This is a genomic window from Gemmatimonadota bacterium (assembly GCA_009835325.1).
In the GTDB taxonomy this organism is placed as follows: Bacteria; JAAXHH01; JAAXHH01; order JAAXHH01; family JAAXHH01; genus JAAXHH01.
In genome coordinates this window covers 19,044-41,753 of record VXWP01000101.1, presented here as the reverse complement: position 1 = coordinate 41,753, position 22,710 = coordinate 19,044, and the positions used below count along the sequence as shown (strand labels likewise).

The 22,710-nt window shown below is 61.0% G+C and carries 14 protein-coding genes and 1 tRNA gene; 4 read left to right on the top strand and 11 right to left on the bottom strand.

Annotated features, from left to right (window positions below; translation table 11 throughout):
• Positions 1 to 47 precede the first annotated feature (47 nt).
• The 5 genes from F4Z81_14260 to F4Z81_14240 form a co-directional block, all read right to left on the bottom strand.
• Positions 48 to 656 carry a heme-copper oxidase subunit III gene (locus F4Z81_14260; protein ID MXW06208.1) on the bottom strand — a complete coding sequence of 203 codons (609 nt, stop codon included), beginning with the start codon at positions 654 to 656 and terminating at the stop codon, positions 48 to 50.
• Positions 657 to 659: 3 nt separating this feature from the next.
• Positions 660 to 3,026, bottom strand: coding sequence for a response regulator (locus tag F4Z81_14255; GenBank protein ID MXW06207.1), 2,367 nt, complete (start codon positions 3,024 to 3,026; stop codon positions 660 to 662).
• Positions 3,027 to 3,393: 367 nt separating this feature from the next.
• Positions 3,394 to 3,491: transfer RNA gene (locus tag F4Z81_14250), tRNA-Sec, on the bottom strand.
• A 25-nt stretch (positions 3,492 to 3,516) separates the two neighbouring features.
• Entirely contained in the window at positions 3,517 to 5,472 is a 1,956-nt protein-coding gene (gene selB, locus F4Z81_14245; GenBank protein MXW06206.1) for a selenocysteine-specific translation elongation factor, read from the bottom strand.
• Positions 5,473 to 5,519: 47 nt separating this feature from the next.
• Positions 5,520 to 6,635 carry an NDP-sugar synthase gene (locus tag F4Z81_14240; GenBank protein ID MXW06205.1) on the bottom strand — a complete coding sequence of 372 codons (1,116 nt, stop codon included), beginning with the start codon at positions 6,633 to 6,635 and terminating at the stop codon, positions 5,520 to 5,522.
• A gap of 112 nt (positions 6,636 to 6,747) precedes the next feature.
• Between F4Z81_14240 and tatC the strand changes: the two genes are divergently transcribed.
• On the top strand, positions 6,748 to 8,058 hold the full coding sequence (gene tatC, locus F4Z81_14235) for a twin-arginine translocase subunit TatC (protein MXW06204.1): 1,311 nt from the start codon (positions 6,748 to 6,750) through the stop codon (positions 8,056 to 8,058).
• A 53-nt stretch (positions 8,059 to 8,111) separates the two neighbouring features.
• Here the strand turns inward: tatC and F4Z81_14230 are convergent, their stop codons facing one another.
• From F4Z81_14230 to F4Z81_14205, 6 genes are all read right to left on the bottom strand, one after another.
• Positions 8,112 to 10,922, bottom strand: coding sequence for a TonB-dependent receptor (locus F4Z81_14230; GenBank protein ID MXW06203.1), 2,811 nt, complete (start codon positions 10,920 to 10,922; stop codon positions 8,112 to 8,114).
• A gap of 32 nt (positions 10,923 to 10,954) precedes the next feature.
• Entirely contained in the window at positions 10,955 to 13,756 is a 2,802-nt protein-coding gene (locus F4Z81_14225) for a TonB-dependent receptor plug domain-containing protein (protein MXW06202.1), read from the bottom strand.
• Between the two features lie 201 nt (positions 13,757 to 13,957).
• Positions 13,958 to 15,349: an alanine:cation symporter family protein gene (locus F4Z81_14220; protein MXW06201.1), complete on the bottom strand. Its 1,392-nt coding sequence runs from the start codon at positions 15,347 to 15,349 to the stop codon at positions 13,958 to 13,960.
• A gap of 64 nt (positions 15,350 to 15,413) precedes the next feature.
• Positions 15,414 to 16,241 carry a hypothetical protein gene (locus F4Z81_14215; protein ID MXW06200.1) on the bottom strand — a complete coding sequence of 276 codons (828 nt, stop codon included), beginning with the start codon at positions 16,239 to 16,241 and terminating at the stop codon, positions 15,414 to 15,416.
• Entirely contained in the window at positions 16,238 to 17,119 is an 882-nt protein-coding gene (locus F4Z81_14210) for a hypothetical protein (protein MXW06199.1), read from the bottom strand. The genes F4Z81_14215 and F4Z81_14210 overlap by 4 nt, the downstream gene beginning before the upstream one ends.
• Positions 17,120 to 17,158: 39 nt before the next feature.
• Entirely contained in the window at positions 17,159 to 19,498 is a 2,340-nt protein-coding gene (locus tag F4Z81_14205) for a tetratricopeptide repeat protein (protein MXW06198.1), read from the bottom strand.
• Between the two features lie 199 nt (positions 19,499 to 19,697).
• Here F4Z81_14205 and recA point away from each other — a divergent pair, with 199 nt between their 5' ends.
• From recA to F4Z81_14190, 3 genes are all read left to right on the top strand, one after another.
• The gene (gene recA, locus F4Z81_14200; GenBank protein MXW06197.1) at positions 19,698 to 20,777 is read left to right on the top strand and encodes a recombinase RecA; all 1,080 of its coding nucleotides are present in this window, start codon (positions 19,698 to 19,700) and stop codon (positions 20,775 to 20,777) included.
• A gap of 377 nt (positions 20,778 to 21,154) precedes the next feature.
• Positions 21,155 to 21,955 carry a site-specific DNA-methyltransferase gene (locus F4Z81_14195; protein MXW06196.1) on the top strand — a complete coding sequence of 267 codons (801 nt, stop codon included), beginning with the start codon at positions 21,155 to 21,157 and terminating at the stop codon, positions 21,953 to 21,955.
• Positions 21,952 to 22,707 (top strand): hypothetical protein, encoded by a 756-nt coding sequence (locus tag F4Z81_14190; protein MXW06195.1) that lies wholly within the window; start codon positions 21,952 to 21,954, stop codon positions 22,705 to 22,707. Before F4Z81_14195 ends, F4Z81_14190 begins: the two co-directional genes overlap by 4 nt.
• Positions 22,708 to 22,710: the final 3 nt, after the last annotated feature.

The following is a 22,710-nucleotide window of genomic DNA, read 5'->3' as shown; positions in this document are numbered from 1 at the left end:
GGGCACGCTCGATGTCGACCGGTCCATTCACGTTCAGTTGCCGTGCTTCACACAAGGTAGACCAGTACGTAGAGGATGGGCCAGATGAGGACGACGAAGAGCCAGAACATGTAGCCCAGCACCACGCCGGTGTGCTTTTCGGCGGTGTATGCGCCGGCGGAGGATCGGACCCAGAGGTATAGCAGCACGAGGACGGTTACGAGCACGTGGACGGCATGCAGTCCAATGATCGTGTAGAACATGGCGCCGTACAGGCTCGAGGTCATGCTCAACCCGAATTGAATCAGCCGGATCCATTCGAACCCCTGGACCGTGAGGAAGATGACGCCCAGCACGCACGTGATCATCAGCCAACGGGTCAGCTGGCGGGACGCGTTCCGCTTCACGGCCCGGTACGCCCGGTGCATTGAGTAACCGCTCACCAGAAGAAACAAGGTGTTTATGCCCGTGATCCCGATGGGCAGCCGAGGCTGGTCGGGCGGGGGCCAGTCCGCCACGAGACCGGACCGCAGCCAGAACAGGATGAACAGCAGCGTGATGAAGAGGATGAGTTCGCTGGCGATGAAGAGGTACATGCCCAGGATTTCCATGGGCATGCCCGGCTGCGTTTCCGGTTCGACTGATCGTGCCGGCGGTTGACCAGGCTGCTTCGTCAAGGGTTACTCCTTGCTCTGTACCGGCGCGGGTTTGGCCATCCGGTAACCGACGCGGGATTCCGTGAAGATGTACCGGGGGTTTCCTGCTTCGTCGCCCAGTTTGCGCCTGAGGTTCTTGACGATGGACCGTACGACCCTCAAATCCCCTGAATTCCGCGACTGCCAGACGTTCCTCAGAAGCTGGTCGTAGCTGACCACCTTGCCGGCATGGGTCGAAAGAACCCGGATCAAGTCGTACTCGGTGGCCGTCAGGGTCAACGGCCTGCCCTCCAGGACAACCCTTCGTTCATCGTAATCAATGACCAGATCGTCAACCTGAAATGGTGCGGGCGGTCCGGCGTTCTTGCGCAGTGCGGCCTGGATCCGCGCGATCAGTTCCGTCGGCGAGAACGGCTTTACCACGTAATCCGCCGCACCAATCTCCAGCGCCTTGGCGATCGTCTCGTCTCTGCCGTATGCCGACAGGAAGATCACCGGACGTTCCGACAGCGCCGTCACGTTCTGCATCAATTCGATGCCGTCGGTACCGGGCAACAGCAGATCGAGCAGGACAAGATCCGGCTGCCGGTCGTTCACCAGGTTTTCGACCTGTTCGGGCTCTCCGGTCAGTATCGGACTGTAACCCGCGTTCACCAGAATACCCCTGATGTATCCCAATGCCTGTGGGTCGTCATCCACGACGAGTATGCTCGGCTGTTGACCACCGGGGGGTGAGGAGCCGGCAAGCCTGCCGTCCGGTACGGCCACGGCACTCGCCGGGATCTCTTCGGCCACGGGTATCGTGAAAGTAAACCGCGTTCCAAGCTCCATCCCCTCGCTCTCGGCCCAGATGCGCCCGCCATGGGCTTCCACCAGCCCCTTGCAGATGGACAGGCCCAGGCCCGATCCCAATCCGGCTTCGTCGCGGCCGCTCCGGGCATACTTCCTGAACAGGTGAGGAAGCCGTTCCGCGGGAAAGCCCCTGCCTTCGTCAACAACCGACACCTCCACCTGATAGTCCTTCAACTCAGCCTGCACGGTAATGGTGGACGAGTCGGGCGAGTGACGGGCAGCATTGGAAAGGAGATTGCACAGCACCTGTACGACCCGCTGCTGGTCCGCCCGCACTCTCGGAAGATCCGGCGGCAGGTCGATCTTGACGATCTGGCGATGCTCCCCGCTGAGGAATGCGCTTCTGGCCTGGTCCACGATTGCCGCCAGGTTCGCCGGTTCAGGAGATACGGAGAGCGAACCCGTCTCGATCTGCGCCGCGTCCATCAGATTGCCGATCAACTCGCTCAGGTTGTCGACCTGCGCGTCGATGATTCGAAAAAACTGTTGAGATACCGCGGGCTGTAGAACGGAAGCGTTTCCGAGGGCCGTGGCCGCGCAACCCTTGATGGATGCAAGCGGAGCCCTCATTTCATGACTCACCGTGCTCAGGAACTCGGCCCGTTGGCGTTCCAGGTCTTCCAGCGGCGTCATATCCTGCATGGTGACCACGACCGACTGTACCTCGCCCTGCTCCGATACGATGGGCGTGGCGTTGATCAGCGTAGTGACTTTTCTGCCATCGGGGACCTCGAGTACGATTTCCTCGGCGCGAACGGTTGTCGCCTCGCGCAGCAGCCGTACCAGCGTGTATTCCTCCAGTTCGATTTCACGCCCGTCCGCACGCTTCACGTTGATGACGTCAAGCAGATCCACGATCGACAGGCCCGGAGTCTCCAGGTCGCCGACGATTCGGCGCGACTCCTGATTGAACGACACGGCCTTCCCGGTCCGCGCGTCAAATACCGCCACACCGACGGGGGAAGTGTCGATCAGCGCCTCCAGGTCAGCCCTTGCCTGTTGCTCATCACGGTGTTTCTTGGCGTTGGTTATCGCCGCGCCGGCCTGTGAAATGAACATAGAAATGATCCGCTCGTCTTCCGCGGTGAACTGCTGCCCGGATTCCTTGTCGAGCAGGTAGAAGAATCCTACCTGGACGCCCTGGTGGCGGATCGGAACGCCCAGGAGAACATGTTCCATTATCGGATGAATGGTAAGACCGAGCGACTTGAAATGAGCCGACATGTTCTTTAACCGGAGGGGCTGCGTAACGCCCTTCAAATACTCCCAGATTTCGGACCCCTGCGGCAGATCCATGAGCTCCTGATACTCGCGTTCACTCAGACCATGGGCGACGAAGTCCAGTAACTGTCCCGATTCGTCCATCATGGTGATTCCGCCCATCCTTGAACCGGTCAGCGCGCAGGCTCCCGCGACGACTTCCTGCAGGACCGTGTTGACGTCAAGACTCTCGCTGATACGCAGGCTGGCCTCGCTCAGTTTTTCCAGCTGCTCCTGCAGCTTCCTGTTACTATCCTTTAACCTGTCAGCGTCCGGCATCGATCTGCTCCTCTGTATGCACGGTATCCGAAATCGCTCTGCTGACCGGCTGAACCGGCATCGCCCGCGCCCAGCCGAATACGACCATCCTGATCCTGACCGGATAGATGATCATATTGAATTTACACGATATGAATAGATCATCATATGAAATTCATATACCGTGACTTTTTATTCACAATCTTTCCACTACCCGTGTTTCGTCACCATAATTTCAACACCGTGAATAACAACGGGATGGTCGTTGAGACGGGCGTCCGGGTTCGCGGTGGATACCCATAAAGGAGGAGATGGCGGCGGTGAATAAAACGAGGGAGAAGAAGGCGCCGGAAGTTCGGTATTCAACCGTCAATCGTGATGCGGATTCTGGGGGGAGCGTGTGGGAATCGAACCCACCACGGACCTGTTTAGGGCCCGCCATCGGATTTGAAGTCCGTGAGGCGCACCAGCAACCCATACACTCCCCTGTGTGCTGCTTCTGTATTCTTTTTCAGTCCCCTTGCGCCAGCCTGTGGGTGCCGGATTCCCGGTTGGTAACTCCCAGGTCGCAGAAGTAGTCCAGCAACGCGGTGGCGTGCGCCCTGGAAATGCCCAGGTGGCTGCGGAACTCGGACGCACGCACGGTGCCGTGGGACTCCAGGTAGGCCACCAGGCGCTGCCTGACCGACTCAAGCGCCCGGTGATGCATGATTTGCCGGTCCGCGAATTCGACGAAGACTTCCTGGTCCAGGGCATACCCGGCCATGCTCCTAATCATATCCGCGTCCGCGTCCTGATCAACCTGTAATTCCTTCACGATTATCGACCGATCTTCCATGACCTGCGGCAGATCGTTCATGTTGAAGACAGCGGGAGGTACGGACTCGCCCAGTTCCTCGAACGCCTCGAGTGTGCGTTTTTCCCGGGCGTTCAGCTTGACCGTGTGGGTGGCCAGCCGGACCGACCGGCCGGACAGCACGATCCGGCCTTCCGCGTCGAGGTCGTTGAGCAACCCGTCATAGACGGTGTTGGGAGGTTCCCAGGACAGCTGCTGCCTCGGGGCGTCCTTGGGCAGCGTTTCCTTCAGCCGTTGGGTGCGGTGCATCTTTTCGAGCAGTTTGACCAGTTCGTCCATCAGGCCCGCGTATCCTTCCCGGTGCAGATACCGGTGGTCCGGGAACCGGACGAGTTCGCCCCTTTCCACCAGCCGCATCAGGCTTTGTTCCAGCACTTCGGCATTAAGGTTCGTGAAGCGAACGAGGTCCTCCATGGACTTGAGTTGCTGTGCGCCGTGTGCGTGCCCCATGACCCGTTCGATCAGGACATCCGGTTCCGCGCCGGTCACCGCTTCCAGGTAGTCCAGCACGGGCCGGCGGAACCGGCGGTTCTTCTGGGGATAGACCTCCACGAACCGGCCGCCGCCGAGCAGCCGCATGGATGAGAACCCGCGGATGATGAAGCGCTCGTTGCGTTCGGCCACGATGGGTTTCTCCAGGCGAAGCTGCACGTAACCCGTCTCGCCCGGTGCGAGTTCGTCCCGGTCGAGCAGGATCAGCCTGCCGATGGTCTCGCTCGTGCCCTTGTGCAGGCGAACGCGCTGCCTGTTCTTCAGCGGCTCTTCCAGAGACTCCAGACACTGCATCGTGGCATCGGTCATCATGGTCGGGAGCAGGTAACCCGGCGCGCCCAGCTCATCGCCCCGCTGAATGTCAGCCGTCCTGACATTCGAGACGTTCAGCGCGACGCGCTGTCCTTTGACGGCACGTTCCACGGTGTCGTTGTGGGTCTGCATGCCCCTGATCCGGAGCGGCGTCCCGGCCGGAAGCAATTCCGCGTCCGAATCCCGCGAGAGGCTTCCCGACAGGACGGTACCGGCAATGACCGTTCCGAAGCCCTTCATGCTGAACACCCGGTCCACGGGCATGCGGAAGTATCCTGCGTCGTCTTCGACCGACAGTCCCACCAGCCGGTCTTCGATGATCTCCTTCAGCCGGCCGATCCCCTGGCCCGTTACCGACGAAACCCGGACGACCGGTGCGTCCTCCAGGAACGAGCCGGTCACGAGCGACTTCACGTCGTCCTCCACGAGCATCAGCCACTCTTCGTCGACCAGGTCGCATTTCGTCAGGACGACGATGCCCGCTTCGACCCCCATGTATCTCACCGTACCCAGGTGTTCGACAGTCTGGGGCATGACGCCCTCGTCCGCGGCCACGACGAAAAGAACAAGATGTATGCCGCTCACTCCGGCGACCATGGTCTTGAGAAACCGCTCGTGGCCCGGGACATCGACGATGGGGACTTCCCGCCCGTCGCCCAGCGGCATGAAGGCGAAACCGAGATCGATCGTCATGCCCCGGTCCCGTTCCTCCTTGAGGCGATCGGGATGAACGCCGGTCAGCGCTTCCACCAGGGCGCTCTTGCCGTGGTCGACGTGGCCGGCCGTGCCTAAGGTGAGATGAGACATAGTTGCTTGAGGATCGTGGTTGTGAAAGCAGTGTGAACGGGCGTTCGTCAGGTTCCAACACTTGACGCGTGCCTGGACCGGACGACGATTACGCGGTCCGCGCTGCCATGCAGGATGGCCCGGTTCTCGATGCCGGCGTATTTGCCAATGACTGCATAGGAGATCGATGCGCCGTCGCCGACATCGGCGCCCGTCATGATCACGCTGTGTTCGATGGCCGCGCCGTGTCCTATGCGTACACCGGGGCCGATACTGACGCCGGGGCCGATGCGGCAACGTTCGAGTTCGGCCGTGTCGTCGACGATTACCGGCGGTCGCATCACGAGGTTCGGAGAAGAGAAGTTGTCGTCCATGATTTCCGGCAATGCCGACCTCGTGCTTTCCGGGCCTGAAGCGAGCATCCGTTCATTCGATGCCAGGTACGCCTCGGGCGATCTCACGTCGAATGGCGGATGTTCGAGGTCCAGATTCAGCACGGTTTCGCCGCGGCCGGCGAGATCAACCAGCGCCGCGCCAAACAGGCCATTCAGTGTATGGTCATGGGTGCTTTTGTTTACCAGGACTTCGCAGGTCCGGGCCGTCATCAAATAGATACGGGTATGCTCAGCGATATAACGCGACGTGCCGGAGGTGTGGCCGGTGATTCGCCCCGCACGGATCCCACATGGGCGGTGCTCTCGGTACGACTGAACCAGTTGCGCGTAAACCTCGGATTCCAGCAGTTGAGGACCTGTTGATACCAGAAACGGCGCATCTTTCGTAAACGCCGTCACCTCCCGGACGAACCGACAAAGACGCTGTCCGGCCGGTGCGTCCCGGGCGGTCCGTGCATCCCGAGCTTCCCATGCATCCCGCGAGTCTCTTTCTTCCCAATACGCCAGGGACATGCCCCACCGCGCGCCGTCGCCACAAAACTCCGCGATCTCCCCGGTGTCCCGCCCGGCCGCGATCAGCGATTCCCGGACCCCGGCCCGAGCGTATTCCGCCAGCATCCATTCGACAAGCGGCTTGTTGGCCAGGGGAAGGAGCAGATCCGGGCAGCTATCCCATTCGGCAGGCCCGGCCGCATCGCGATCTTCGGTCAGAATGACGCCTCTAACCAACCCGTTGTCGTCCATGCTTCGGCGGCTCCCGGCGGCAGGTCGCGACCTGTCAAAACCCATGGTCCGCAACCCGCTGCGACTCCTGCGGAATCCTCTGAAACGACTCGACTAAACTAAGTTTGGAACCCGCCTTCGTCAAGGCCATTGGAGGCGGAGGACACGGGGGATTTGCTTGACAGGAACGATGGTCCGGACTTACTTACCGCCCGTTGTTTGGAAGTACCTACCGGCGAGAGGAACAGTCATGTCCCCAGCGAAAGGCCGCAGCGGCGAGATGTCCTTCCTGGAACATCTCGAAGAGCTTCGCCGGGCCATACTGAAGTCCGTCCTCGCCATCCTGGTCGGCATGGTCCTCTGCTTCACCTTTGCCGATTACATCATCAATTTCCTGCTCTCGCCGACCTTCCAGGAAAACCTCAAGACCGAGATCGAGATTCAGGCCATCCGGCCGGCCGGCATGTTCACGGCCAGGGTAAACATCTCGCTGCTGTTGGGATTCGCCCTCGTACTGCCCTACGTCCTCTACCAGCTCTGGACATTCATATCGCCCGGTCTGCTCGACAAGGAGAAGAAGTACGTTCCCCTCGTCATCTTCTTCTGCTGCGTGCTTTTCCTAGTCGGCGCGGCCTTTGCTTTCTACGTCCTGATCCCGGTCATGGTCCGGTTTTTCGTGCAGCTCCATGTACCGGACATCAAGCCCCAGTGGGACATTGGGTTCTATATCGGACTCGTAAACAAGATGGTGCTCATCATGGGCGTCGTGTTCCAGATGCCGGCGGTGGTGGCGTTTCTGACCTGGCTTCGCATCCTGAACGCAGGCGTGCTCAAACGGGTGTGGCGCATCGCCCTGGTCGTCATATTCATCGCCGCGGCCGTCATCACGCCCACGGGCGATCCCTACACGCAGACCCTCGTGGCGATTCCGCTGGTGGTGCTCTATTTCATCAGCATGGGGATCGCCGCACTGATCGGCCGAAGCCGGAGGAAAGCCGAAGAGGCGGAAGATGAGGAGGAGGGGGATGACGACGGTGACGGTGGCGGAGAAGACGGAGGCGGTGAAGACGAAGGGGAGCGGCCCGCACTGACCACCGGCGAGCCCGATACCCCGACCCTTCCCCGGGATTCGTCGACTCCGGCTGGCGAGCAGCGCACCGGCCGAGGCTACTGGCCCGATGACGACGAGTTCATCTACGACTACGATGTAGAGATGGGGAACTCCGAAGAGCCGGATGAGGATGAGAAGGCGGATCGCAAGGGTGGCGAGGATTCCGAGGGGGCGGACCAGGACGACCGTAAAGGCGATGGTGATCCCGCGGATAGTGACGCGGGAGACCAGGAAAAGGCGGAATCGGGCGAGATCGGCGAGTCGGACGATTCCGGCGGGGAAGACTCCAGCGAATCGGACGATTCCGATGACGCGGGCAAAGAAGATCGGCAGGATGCTACGGACTCAGACCGTTCAGACGATGGCAAGAAGAACTGAAACTCTGGGAATCAGACAGGCCGGAAGCTGAAACCGACCAGCATGCCCACCGCTCACAGAAAGTGCGACACCCGCAGGTACAGGTACCGGCCCATGTAATCGTAGGTGGAGAAATCCGACGTCCCCAGCAGCCCGTTGAAGATCACCGCGGGCGGCTGGTTGAACACGTTATTCATCCCCAGGGTCAGCACGGTGCCGCCCACCCCGGTAAACAGCCTGTACGTTCCACGAATGCCGAGCACGCTGTTGGACGCCACGTCCCTGTAGGCCGGCGTCTCGACGACGTCTGCCCGGTACAGGCCCTTGCAGTCGTTGTCCTCGCACTCCACGAAACCACCGATGTATTCCCACGTGAGTCCCGCCGAGGCGCGCCGCCACTTGAGGTCCAGCGCGGCACTGTGGCGCCACCGGGGGAACACGCCCACGTCGTAGTATCCCCTGGCCTTGATCACTTCCGTGCCGCCGGCCGCGGGAATGAACTGGTCGTACCGGAACAGCAGGTTGGCCTCCACCCGTGCCGACAGGATGCCCAAGGGGGTGTTGCCGTTGTAGGCGGCCTCCAGGTCCAATCCGGCGGTCTCGGTCTCGCCGACGTTGGTGTTGGTCTGCACGATGTGGGAGATCAGCTTCGTATCTGCGTCCCGGACGATCTGGCCGCAACTGGCGGGGTTGTCCTGTGAGTAGCAGTTGCTCAAGATGACCCCCGCGGGGAGGGATCCGATTTCGTCCTCGATCCGGTTCCGGTAGTAGTTCAGGTCGACCTGGAGGTCCGGTGCGAAACCGGGACGATAACGCATGCCGGCCGTGATCATCCCCGCGCGCTCCGGTTCGAGCTCGGTCGACCCGCCCTCCCGTGCCCGCAATTGGGCGCGGGTGTCCCTCAACCCGGACGGGACGCCCGCGGCGGCGCAGTTCCGCCGCTGCTGCGAGGTTAGTTCTCTCGGGTTGCCCGCTTCGTCCACCACGCTGCAGGGATCGCTCACCAGGGGAAACACATCGTTCGCACCCAGGAACATCTCGGCGATGCCGGGGGCGCGGAAGGCGTTGGACCATGTGGTCCGCAGCGTCAGACCCCGGGGAAGTTCCACCCCCGCCCCGGTCTCATAGGTCAACCCGGCACCGAAGGTATCGTAGTGAAACACTCTTCCCGCCGCGTTCAGGTGCAGCCCGATACCGTTCCCGTGGTAAACCGGCAGCCGGGTCTCGCCATACAGGGCGCGGACCGAAAAGCCTCCTTCGGTCGCTTCGGTTCGAAACCCCGTCGTGTTGCCCGAAGCCGTAATGGGGTCGGGCGTATAGGCGCCGGACTCCCAGCGCGACGACACGCCCGCGGCCACGGACAGCGGTCCGTGCGTGAGTTCCGCCAGGTCGCCCGCCAGGTTCCACTGCAGGATCTTCTGCCGCGTGTAGCCCCTGGCAACGCCGGTGTACTGGATGTAGGCCAGCATCTCGGGCGTGATGGTCCCGGCGCCGTGCAGGATATCGAGGGGGACGCAGTTCCCCGTGCATGCCTCGTCCGGACCCAGCGCCCGCATTAGGTTGCTCCGGATGAACCGGCCCCGGTTGACCGTGGTTCCGGATGTGCGTCCGAAGGCATAGAAGACGTCCGAGTCGAAACTCGCGAGGCGGCTCTTGAGGCCCAGTACGATCCGGAAGGTGCTGAGGTCCTGGTTGAAGATGCGATTCCCGGCTTCCACGAAGCGGCGCCGCACGTCCACGAAGTCCCGCCCGAACGCATTGTACCGGTTGTCCGCCGAGACCGGGGTGCCTTCTTCGATGGTGAAGAGCGGGGTTGGTGCGAGTTTCTGTTCGGATTGCCGGTTGGTGTACACCACCTCGAAGAACGGCCGCAGCCAGTCGCTCAACCGGTGCGTGCCGCCGAGGAACGTGGTATACCGTTTTTGTGGCGTGAAGATGTAGTTCTCGGGCTGGTAGTTGTAGAGGTCGCCGGTGCCGTCCAGCGAGTTTCCCGCGTAATTGAAGGGCCGCCAGCCCATGGACGGATCGAGGAAGTAGTCGCCGGCCTCGTCGCCCGCTGCCGCGTTGACCGCCTTCCAGGCGTCGTTCCCCGCCGCGCCCGACCGGTCGACGATATGGCCTTCCGGCGTCGCCGAGCTGCCGCTCGTCGTGAAGGATCCGTCGTTCCTTCCCCAGTCGTAGCTCTTGTCGGATTCGCTGAAACCACGCTCGAAGGTCCAGACCGGCCGCTGGTCGTGATATCCGGCGGAAAAGAGGATATCGCCCCGGTCTCGTCTAAGGCCCGCGGTAAAAGCCAGGTCTATGGCCGCGCCGTCCCCGGCGCCCGATACGCCCTGGTAGGCCTCGAATTCCACGCCGTCCAGGTCCGACCGCGTGATGATGTTGACGACCCCGCCCACGGCGTCGGAACCGTAGACCGCGGAGGCGCCGTCCTTGAGTACTTCAATCCGTTCGATAACGGTGGAAGGAAGGGCGTTGAGATCGACCGCGGCGTCCGCGCCGAGGCCGCCGGGCACGAACCTGCGGCCATTGACCAGGACCAGCGTCCTGTGAGCGCCGAGTCCGCGGAGGCTGATGCGGGTGGCCCCGTCACCGCTGTAATTCGCCTGGGTATTGGTGGCGTTGGACTGGACCGTGAGCGACTGGAGGACGTCCCCCACGGAGGCGAGCCCCCGGGCCCGGATCTCCTCGCGGGCGAGGATGACCACCGGGGCCGTCGAGCCCTCCGCTTCGCCCCGTATCCTGGACCCGGTCACCGTCACTTCGTCGAAGACGTAGTCGATCTGAAGGGAGTCCGGTCCGTCCGCATCCTGGGCGAGGATCCCGGTACTGGTGGGCGCCACGAATAAACACGCCGCCAACAGCCATGTTCGTCCGTCGATCAATACCGGGACCCATCTGTTTACCGTACGTCAGTCTACAGGAAGTGGGAAAGCCTGATGTACAGGTACCTGCCCAGGAAGTCGTACGACGCCGCGTCCGACGTGCCCAGGAATCCGTTGTAGATCACCGCGGGCGGGGTGTCGAACACGTTGTTGACACCGACCGTAATCACGGAACCGCCGGCTCCGGTGAACAGTCGGTAGGACCCCTGGATACCGAAGAGGTGATGCGCATCCACGTCTCGTACCGCCGGGTTTGTCCCCACATCGTCGCGGTACAGGCCCTTGCAGTCATCGTCCTCGCACTCCTGGAAACCGCCGGTGTACTGCCATGAGACACCCGCTGATGCCCGGCTCCACTTCAGGCCGACATTGGCGTTGTGCTGCCAGTTCGGAAACACGCCCAGGTCGTAATAGCCCTTGCCCTGAACCAGTTCGAAGCCACCCGCAACGGGCAGCATTACGTCGTAGGCGAAGAGGTAATTGGACTCGAGCCGCGCCGAGAGCAGGCCGAGGGGCGTGTCGTCGATGTAATTCAGTTCGATGTCCAGCCCGTTGGTTTCCGTCTCGCCGATGTTAGTGGCGGTCGAGAAGATATTGGTGATCAGGTTGTTCGCGTCACGCTGTACCTTCTCGCAGTCCGTCGGGTTGTCCTGGGAGTAGCAGTTGCTCAGGATCAGACCCGCGCCGAGCGCGCCGATTTCATCCTCGATCTTGGTGGCGTAGTAACTCACCGCGATATCGAGGTTATCGATGAATTCGGGCTGGTACACCAGGCCGGCCGTCACCGTGTTGGCCCGCTCGGGATCGAGATCGGTGGAACCGCCGACCCTGGCCCTGAGCTGCGCCCTGGAATCTTCGAAATCCCCCGGGACGCCCGCGGAAGCGCAGTTGCGCATCTGCTGCGAGGTCAGGTTGCGCGGATTGCCGGCCTCGTCCACGACACTGCAGGGATCACTGACCAGCGGAAAGCTGTCGCTCTGGCCCAGGAACATCTCGGCGACGCTTGGTGCTCGGAAAGCCTTCGAGTAGGTCGACCGGAAGGCCAGGCCTCGCGGCAGTTCGAGACGGGCGCCCGCCTCGTACGTGAAGTCCGACCCGAAGGTGTCGTAGTCGAACAACCGGCCCGCCGCCGTAACGTTTAGGCCGCCCATATCGTTCTGGTAGACCGGAATACTGGTTTCGGCGTATATCGCGCGCACCGAGTAATCACCCTCGGTCGCTTCTTCCTTGTTGCCCGTGGTGTTGCCCGTGGCGGTAATGGGATCGGGAATGGAGCCGCCCGCTTCCCACCGGGACGAAGCACCTACGGCTACGCCAACGGGCCCAGCCGGCAAGTCGTACAGGTCGCCGGTCAGGTTGTACTGAAGGATCCGCTGCGTAGTATAGCCCCTGGCGATACCGGTGTACTGGATGAACTTCAGCATGTCTTCCGTGATCGTACCGGGACCGTGCATGATATCCAGGGGTACGCAACCTCCCACACAATCCGCATCGGGTCCCAGGGCCATCTCGACATTACTCTTGATGAACCGGCCCTCGTTGACATTGGTTCCGCTCGTACGGCCATAGGAAAAGGCAAGGTCCCCGGTAAAGCCCCGGAACTCGTGCTCCATGCCCAGTACGATCCGGTAGGTGTCGAGGTCCTGCAGGAAGTTGCGGTTGCTCGCCTCGACGAACCGCCGGCGCACGTCGATGAAGTCGCGGCCGAAGTCGTTGTACTGGTTATCCGCCGATACACTGATCCCTTCGCTGATGATGAAGAGCGGGGTCGGCGCCAACTTCTGGTCCGATTGCCTGTTGGTATACGATACTTCGAAGAAACCGCTCAGGTTGTCGTTGAACAGGTAGTTGCCGCTCAGAAAAGCGGAGTAACGGGTCTGCGGCGTATACAGGTAGTTCTCCGGCTGGTAGTTGTACAGGTCGCCGGAGCCATCGTCCGAGTTCCCGCCGAGATTCATGGGCCGCCATCCGCCTGATGGGGCGTTGTAGAAAACCCTGGCGTCCGGTCCGGCTCTTTGAATAACAGCCTGCCAGGCCTCGTTGCCGTCCTGCCCCAAGCGGTTGATAATGGTGCCCTGGGGTGTCGCCGAACTTCCGTTCGTCGCGAAGGTCCCGTCGTTCGCCTCCCAGTCGTAGGCCTTGTCCGCTTTACTGAAATCACGGTCTCCGGTCCAGACGGGCTTGCGGTTGTGGTATCCCGCGGAGAACAGGATGCTTCCCCGGCCGCTTCGCAGACCGGCGGTTAAGCTGGCGTCGATCACGTCACCGTCGCCCGCGCCCGAGACCCCCTGGTAGTACTCGAACTCCACGCCTTCCAGGTCGGACCGCGTAATCACGTTTACGACACCTCCGACCGCATCGGAACCATACACGGCCGAAGCGCCGTCCTTGAGCACCTCGATCCGCTCAATGACGGATGCCGGAATGGAGTTCAGGTCGACCGACGAGTTCGCACCGGTTCCGCCCGGTACGAAACGGCGGCCGTTGACCAGAACGAGTGTTCGGCCGGCGCCCAGTCCACGGAGGCTGATCCGGGTGGAGCCGTCGCCGTCGTTATTGGACTGGGTATTGATGGCGTTGGATTGGACGGTGAGGGTCTGGAGCACGTCGCCGATGGACGCGAGTCCCTTTTCCTGGATCTCGGTCTTGGCGAGGATGACAACGGGTGCGGTGGATTCGGCGGCTTCGCCCCTGATTCGGGAACCGGTCACGGTCACCTCTTCAGCGACGAAATCTATGTCTTCCAATTCCTGGTCTTGCTGGGCCATGGCATCGGTCGAAACCAGGGCGAACAGCCCAATGGCCAACCAGGAAAGGCACTTGCGGTATTTCATGGCGAATCTCCTTACGATTAGATGGTGGAATCGATAGTATTCCTCCTCCTATTTGTGTGGGTGAATTGGCGTGGGAGACAGGTAGTAACTACAATATGTCGTAAAGGGGTGAAGTAGTAAATACAAAATGTTTGGTTTTTTTAATAAATGGACAATCAGGCGTAATTGACCAAATCTACCGTTCTACCCGAATGTATTTCGTTATGCCGGAGACGGCCGGCCGGTCTGCGTTCCACCAGGTGACGCGGAAGTGCTGTATTTCCGGAACGCGTTCATCACCCGGGGCGCGAGCCGCAGGGTGGAAGTCATGGTCGGAATCGCCATGAGGGCGAACAGGCCATCGGCGAAGCTGATCACCGCGTCGATCGAGGCGACGGAAGCGACCACGACGAAACCCACGTAGGCCGCGTTGTACAGTTTCACATACCTGGCGCCAATCAGAAAGCTCAGGCACTTGGCGCCGTAGTAGGAGTAGGTCAACAGCGTGGTAACGGCGAAGAAGAACACGCACACGGTAAGGATATACGCACCGTAACCGGGCATGGCCGCTTCGAATGCGCTTGCGGTCAGCGTTACCCCGTTGTCCGCGGTCGTCTGCCAGACGCCGGTCATGAGGATCACGAGCGCGGTACAGGTGCAGACGATCATCGTGTCGATGACCGGTCCCATCATGGCGACCAGGCCTTCTCTAACCGGCACTCCGGTCTTTGCTGCGCCGTGGGCCAACGCTTCCGTACCGATGCCGGCCTCGTTGGAAAAGGCCGCGCGTCTGACTCCGGTGACGATGGTCGTGCCGACTACTCCTCCCGCCACCGCCGCACCGGTAAAGGCGTCCGTCAGGATGAGAGACAGATACCGGGGCACATCGCCCAGATTGTACAGGATGATCCAAAGCGCTGAGACCATGTACAGTACCACCATGGCCGGAACGGCGCGGGAGGCGACTTCAGCGATACGTGTGATCCCGCCGAAAATCACGGTGGCCACAAGACAGGACAGGATCAGCCCGGCGACGAGATCGAACCGGAAGTGGCCGTATTCGAAGGACAGGTACGGCGCGAACACGACATCCCGGACGATCTGTATCAGTTGGTTGGGCTGCAGGAGCGGGAGGCAGCCGATGACTCCAGCGACGGCGAAGAGGACGGCCAGCGGTTTCCAGAGGCCCCCCAGGCCTTCTGAAATCACGTACATCGGCCCACCCTGTATGCGCCCCGCGGTATCTCTTCCCCGGTACATGACGGCCAGCGAGCAGGTGAAGAACTTGGTCGCCATGCCGACGAACGCGCTGACCCACATCCAGAAGATCGCCCCGGGACCGCCCGTGGTGATGGCGATGGCCACGCCCGATATGTTCCCCATGCCGATCGTGGCGGATAGTGCGCTGACCAGCGCCTTGAAATGGGAGACGTCGCCGGGGTCGTCGGGATCATCGTATCTGCCGCGCACCAGGTCGATGGCGTGCTTCACGTACTGGAACGGCATGAAGCGGCTGTAGAGCAGCAGGAGGGCTCCGCCGCCGATGACCAGGTAGAATACGTAGGACCAGGCCAGGTCGGAAAAGGCGATTACGTAGGGCTCTATGAAGTCCATGCCTGGCACTCCGGGCTTCAGGTCTTGCGCGACCATACGAGCGTAACGCTTGATGGACGCGGGCTCAGCCCGTGGGCGCGTCCTGCCTGAAGCCGCGTACCATCTCGATATAGTCCCGGGAGAATAGCTGGTCCGGACGCTTGTCGTAGCTGAAGATCGCGATTATCCGGGGCCGTTTCGTCGGACCGACCGGTGACACCCGGTGCAGGGCGTACTTGCCGTTGAACAGCACCAGCGTTCCCGGCCGGATGGCTGTGCGGCGAACACGTTTTCCAGGCGCTTCGAAGACGGCGCGCACGTCGTCGTAATGTTCGTCGTGGTCCGCTCTGAGGTCCGGTACGTATTCGAATACCCCGCCGGCATCGGGCGCCTGGATCAACAGCGTGATATTGCCGTTATTGGAATCGAAGTGCCACCCGTTGCTATCTCCCTCGTGCGCGATCTGAAGCGTCAGGGCGAGATGGGGACAGGCGCTCGTATACAGGGTATCGAACCCGAGCACCCTTCGCACGAATTCGGTCAGGGCCGGCCAATGGAATACGCTGCGCACGAGACTGTCGTTTGGGATCTGGTAGTTGAGGACCTGGCGGTAGCGGTTGACATGCTCGACGGTCCGGGGATGGCCGGGAGGCCAGGTCCGGTCGACGTGGTCGTTTCCCTCGTAGCTCGTGCGCGGCCGGTCGTAGTAGAAACCGATCGAGGTCAAGGCGCTGGTCTCCCGCACCATGCCGGCCAACGCCGCGGGATTCAAAAACCCTTCGAGTACGCAGATGGATTGCTCCTCGAGTCCGGATCGGCAGGAAGCGAGGAATGCCTGGCCGTCGCGGCTGTCGAGGTTCTCCAGCGGATACCGGTCGACATCAACCAGCGTGTCGGGACTCGCGGGTTTCACAGGCTGCGGATCTCCCAGAGTTCCACCACCATTTCCGATGGATATCCGATGGGATCGAAGTCGTCCGTCTCCCTGGCGTCGTATCCCACTTCGCCGAACAGGTTCTCGATGGTTCGGGAGGAATGATGCTGCGCTTCCCCGATCGTGTGGTAGAGGTAGACCGCGGAGGGCAGTATGACGGGATAGCCCATCTCGTACAGCGCGTAGGCCAGATCGCCTTTCCCCAGACGGGAAATGACGTCATCGGCATGCTGCGTGATTCGAGATGCTCCCTGCTCTATGTCCACGTCGAATCGGAAGGCGAAGTGACTGCGGAGATATCCCTGGTCGTGCAGGAAACGGCCGACGCGATCGATGGCGGCGGACAACTGTCCGAGCTGGCCCGGCGTGTTCAGGCCGTCGGGCAGGTCCAGCGCGAGGTGACGATTCAGGTGGTTGAAGAACAACTTGCCCACCCGGATGGTAAACAGACGGCGTTCCCGTTCCAGTCCCTCATCGAAGCGATCCGGATGCCTTTCAATGTGCCGGAAGGCCGACCGGTAGAACGCATAGGAAAGGGCGTCGAATTCGCCCGACTGCAGCGCCGTTTCACTGTCCGGGTGAACGAAGGCTTCCAGTAACTCCTGCCTGGCCGGCCTGCCGTACACCGTCCTGATGTACTTTTCCGCGTCTTCCCGGACGTCGTCCAGCGCGCCGCTGTCGGGGTCCAGCGCGCCGCGGTCGGGTTCCAGCACGCCGCTGTCGAGTTCCAGCGCTCTCCATTCGCTGACGATGGCTTCGGACATGAACGCGGTGAAAGCGCTCCCTACCGGCCACCAGGCGGCATACTCGCGGAACGGCCTTTCCCCGACGACCTGTTCGAGCGTTTTTTCCGTCATTTCGCGCAGGTTTCTCTTCCGGGCATGCAGCGGCGCCGGTTATCCCGATCTGTTCAAAAAAGTCTCCACCTGGGGAAGCAGCATGGGGTCCTCGGAGAGACGAATATACGCACGTAGCGAATCCCGGGCCTTCTCGAAATCGCCTATCCGGAAGTACGCGATACCCAGGCGGAAATGCCCGGCGCCCAGCTCCGGAGCGAAGCGGACGACTTCCCGGTAGCTCAGTATGGCCTGATGGTAGCGATGAAGCATATCGTTGACAAGGCCAATATTGAAATGCGCGGTCGTGAACCGCGGACGCAGCGACACAGCCCGGTCCAGGGCGCGCAACACCCGGTCCGCGGCCTCCGTTTTCGCACGCATCGCCGTCAGCGCCTCGAACGGAGCGGAGCCGTCCCGCGCGCCGGACAGGCGTACCGCACCCTCCCATGCTGTGAGCGCGGACTCGAAGTCGCCGCCGGAAGCCCTTGCGATGGCCAGGATGGCGTTGGGCAGCGGGTCCGCGGTCTCCGGGTCAATCGCCTGCTCGACCGCTGTCGCCGCCTCCTCCCACTTTCCTTGGGCCAGCAATACAGCGGCCACGGCCAGCTGCGCGGCGTTCCAGCCAGGCCGTGCCGCAAGGGCTTCCCGAAAGTGTGAAAGCGCGGTTTCAAGATCGTAACCGAAGGCGGCTTCGACCCCTTCCCGGTACGCCGACCGTGCTGCACCGCCCACGGCGGAAGAACGGGCGGCCACCCGCCGGAGCGGCATCCAGTCGAAGCCCGCGCGGTTCGAGGTATCGCGGCCGGCCCATCCGGCCGCGAGTCCGTGCCAGGTCTCGATCACGTCGTCCAGGGCGGCGTCCCGGCTGTAAGAGAGCGCGAGGTTGTTGTAGGCTTCCGGGAAATCGCCGCGAAGCGCGATGGCCCTGTTGAACTGTTCGCTGGCCTCTTCATCCTTCCCCTGCCTGAGATAAACGATGCCGAGGTTGTTGTGGACCTCGGCGATGCCTACTTCGGCGCGGATGACCTTCTTGAACTCCTCGACCGCTTCGTCCAGCCTGCCCGCCTCCGCGTACAGCAGTCCGAGGTTGGTACGGGCGTCGTAGAAACGGTCGTTTAACGCGAGCGCCTTCCCGTAGGCGTCCATGGCTTCTTCTGTGCGGTCCGTGTTGGCATACACGGTGCCCAGGTTGTTGTAGGCTTCGAAGAACTGCCCGTCGACGGCGATCGCCGTTTCATAGGCTTCGACCGCCTCTGCCTGGCGGTCCTGCAGTGCAAAGATGTTTCCGATGTACAGATGGGCCTCCGCAAGCCCGGGATCCTCGGCCAGGGCCTGTTCGAAGGCCTGCATCGCCTCCGCGTACGCGCCCTGTTCGTAATAGGTCAGCCCCCTCACATGGACATAGGGCGGTGGCCGGCGTCCCTGCCGGCTGCCGGGCGACGGGGGTCCGCCCATCCTCCCGAACCTGGCGCGGTAGGCCGTGATGCTCTGGGTCTTCGACCGGTCCACGGCGCTTACGGTACTGCCTTCCAGTGCGCTCTCGAGCCGCCGGTCCAGCACGGGGTTGTCCGCCAGCAGTCCGAAGGCCTCGTCGTATCGCCCCGACCGGGAATAGACCAGCGCCATATTGTACCTGGCCACGGAATGCGTGGAATCCTGTGCCAACGTCCGGTGATACGACGCCTCGGCCTCCTCCAGCCGTCCCTGCCGGAAGTATATGTTGCCGACCCCGGTCAGCAATGCCACGTCATCGGGTGCAAAAACCAGCGCTTCCTCGTACGCGTCCAGCGCCTGGTCGTACGCACCGGACAGTTCGCTGGACCGGCCCAGGCCCATCAGGGCATTCCGGAGTTGATAGCGGTTCTGCTCCGGCAGGTCGCGGGCGATACTCACGGCCGCGCTATAGGCTCTCGCCGCTCCTTCGTGGTTCCCCTTGCGGGTATAGATCGCGCCCAGGTTGAGCCGCCAGTTGATTTCTTCGGGCGACAGCACGACGGCCTGCAGCGCTTCCCGCAACGCCTCGTCGTATCTGCCCAGGTAGTAATAGGCCACGCTCAGGTTTCCAAAGGCCTCGGAGTCCGTCAGGTCCAGGGCCAGCGCCCGGCGGTAGAAGGCGATGGCGCCTTCGTAGTCGCCTTCGTTCATTAGTGCGAGACCGGATGCTTTCACGCTCGCGCTGTCGGCGTCGTCGGAAATGGTTCTCGGCGCACCCGCTCCCGCACAGCCCGATGATGCCCACTGGAGGCAGACGGCCGCTGCTCCGAGACAGATGATTTTCCTGAATGCATTCATTTCACGCTCCGTAAATGTCGACGGGGCCAGCGACGGAGACGGGGGTGTATAGTCATAATATACGGCTTTCGAAGCCCTTCCTCTCCAGTTTTTTACCATGTGCACGGCAACAGGCCGGATTGGCGCGATATTTCTTTACTTTCGGGTCGTTCGGGAATACATTTTTCCAAGTTTCCTCACCCGGTTTACGACCATTTCATTATAGTCAGGCGAAATTCGCTTGACACTACACAAATGTTTGGCATATTGGACAGGGTATGCCAAAAAGACGTTCACTTGCATCAACGAAGGGGAGATCGCGGACATGAACGATAACGATCCGGGAAGGGAGAAGGCGCTGAGCGGCGCCATATCGCAGATTGAGCGGCAGTTCGGCAAGGGTTCCATCATCAGGATGGGAGACGAGAACCCCCAACTGTCCGTCGAGTCCATACCAACGGGATCGCTGACCCTCGATCTGGCGTTGGGCATCGGCGGCGTGCCGCGCGGCCGCGTGGTGGAAATATACGGTAACGAGTCCTCCGGAAAGACCACGCTGGCCAAGCATATCGTGGCCGAGGCCCAGAAACTGGGCGGGATGGCCGCCTTCATCGACGCGGAACACGCGCTGGACATCCGCTACGCGCGGGCCCTCGGCGTGGACATGGACAAACTGCTCATCCATCAGCCGGATACGGGCGAGCAGGCCCTCGACGTGGCCGAGATCCTGGTCCGCAGCGGCGGCGTGGACGTGATCGTCATCGACTCTGTCGCCGCGCTGGTCCCGAGGGCCGAAATAGAAGGAGAAATGGGTGATTCTCATGTCGGCCTGCAGGCCCGCCTGATGTCGCAGGCGCTGCGAAAGCTGACCTCGGTGATCAACCGGTCCAGGACCTGCCTGATCTTCATCAACCAGATCCGCCAGAAAATCGGAGTAATGTACGGCAATCCGGAAACGACGACCGGAGGGCTGGCCCTGAAGTTCTATTCCTCGGTCCGGATCGAGGTGCGCAGGATCGGGAACATCAAGGGAGACGACGCCTCGGCGGGGATCCAGGTACGGGGTACCGTGAAGAAGAACAAGCTGGCGGCGCCCTTCCGCGAGGCGCAGTTCGATATCATCTACGGGGAAGGGATTTCCAAAGAGAGCGACCTGATCGAACTCGGGGTCAACAACGGCATCATTGAAAAGAGCGGGACCTGGTTTTCCTACAATGACGAAAGGCTCGGGCAGGGCCGCGAGAACGTGCGGCAGTTGCTCAGGGAACAGGGGGACCTCGCCGGGGAGATCGAAGAGAAAGTCCGTGCGATATTCGCCCCCCCGGGCCAGGACGAATCCGTCGAAAACAACGGCGTCGCCGGGAAACCGGCCGCCCGTCCCGAACCCTCTGTGAAGCGGCGCTGAATCGGCGGCGGCGCCCGGCAGCGCCCGGTAGCGCCAGGTAGTATGCCGTGCCGGACGGGATTGCGCCGGATGGGTAGTACCCGTCCGGCGCGCACGTTATGTGGGTGCCGAAAGCTAAATATACATTTGGACTACATTTAAATGTTGGGCATCACAGAAACATTTAGGCAAGCAGCTTCCACAGGCTCATCGAATCCTAAAAATGTGGGTGGAATGTGAACGACGAAAACCTGCAGGCGATGTTATTTGAAGGGCACCAGATAGCGCGTTTCGAGCGATCCCTTCAACGGTGTCCACAAGCAGGGAATGAGCGGCGAGAACCGCATATTCGAGTGAACTCACCTAACGGTACGCCATTTAAGACTATAAAGCGCCCTATGGTGATTTGCGGCGATGCCACGAAAGCTCTGAAGCTACTCCCTGATAAATCCGTACAAACAGTTGTCACTTCACCTCCGTATTGGTCATTACGTGATTACGGGGTTGCTGAACAGATTGGGCGGGACGACAGCTTACGAGGCTTTGTTAAGAGCATTGTTTGCACCTTCGAGCAGATAAAGCGTGTCCTGCGCGACGATGGCACGGTTTGGCTGAATGTTGGTGACTCCTACACCTCCGGCAACCGGAGATATCGAGCACCAGATCGTAAAAACCGTGCACGTGCGATGGCAGTTCGGCCGCCGACGCCGAAAGGACTCAAGCCAAAGGACTTGATAGGTGTTCCCTGGAGACTGGCGTTTGCTCTTCAGGATGCGGGTTGGTGGGTTCGCAGTGAGGTCATATGGTACAAGCCGAATGCCCATCCAGAGTCCGTTCGAGACCGCCCGACTAAAGCGCACGAAACTGTTTTCCTCTTGTCCAAAGAAAAGGACTATTACTACGATCACGAAATCGTCAAGGGACCGCATAATCGTCGCCTGCGAACGGTTTGGGAGATCCCTACTGAACCGTTGAAGCGAGTTAATGGGAAAGCAGATGATCATCCCGCAATGATGCCTCTTTCGCTTGCTCGATGCTGTGTAGCCATCACAACCCGCGACGACAGTATCGTACTTGATCCGTATGCGGGTTCGGGGACTACTCTTCTTGCGGCAAGTGAACTCGGTCTTAGTTGGGTTGGGATTGAGATAAAGCCCGACTACGTAGACCTGATTGAACGAAGGTTGAGTGCGCCATGACGCTTGATGAACTCAAAGCGACGCTCGATTCGTTTTCTCCTGTCAAGATCGAATTTGTTGCAAGAGTCATGGAGTCTTTGGCGAATCCTCCGAGTGCAAACATTCGATCTAGTGGGACATGGCTGACAAGCGAACCGAATTGGATTGAGTACTTTGGGCTTGCGTTATCGGTACACCATGGGGCTACAACCGAGCCATTGGGACTTTCGTCCTTTGAAACAGTGTTTAGAAACGCCTGTGAACACCTGCACTGGTCAGTCGATCCTCCAGGCTCTCAAACTCAGCGATTCATTGATATGGTCGTTCGTCCGGCGTCGGGCAACCAGCGGAGATTGTCTCTTAAGTCCACCGCCGCCATGGGCTTATCCGATACGACATTGCACATTTCCAAACTGACGGAGGCCGCGTGGATTCAGGACACTCGCACCGCAAGAGATCGGCGAGACCGTACCCTTGAATTGTTCAGACAATACCAGGAAACCGTTGATCAAATCGTCATGATACGAGCGTTTCGGGATGACGTAGGCAACGCGCCGCAGAAATACCAGCTTGTTGAGATTCCGGTCAGCATCTTTGACTCTATTCAGCAGGCTCCCTTACAGGTCTTCGAACGTGACGCGCCAGTTATCGAATGTACCGTAGATGAACGTGTGGAGGCCGTGGTGGCAATTGACCGGTCCGATGCCAAGATTACTGTAAGGCGAGTTCAGCTTTCGGCCTGCACCGTTCACGCGGAGTGGGATAGAGCTTAGACG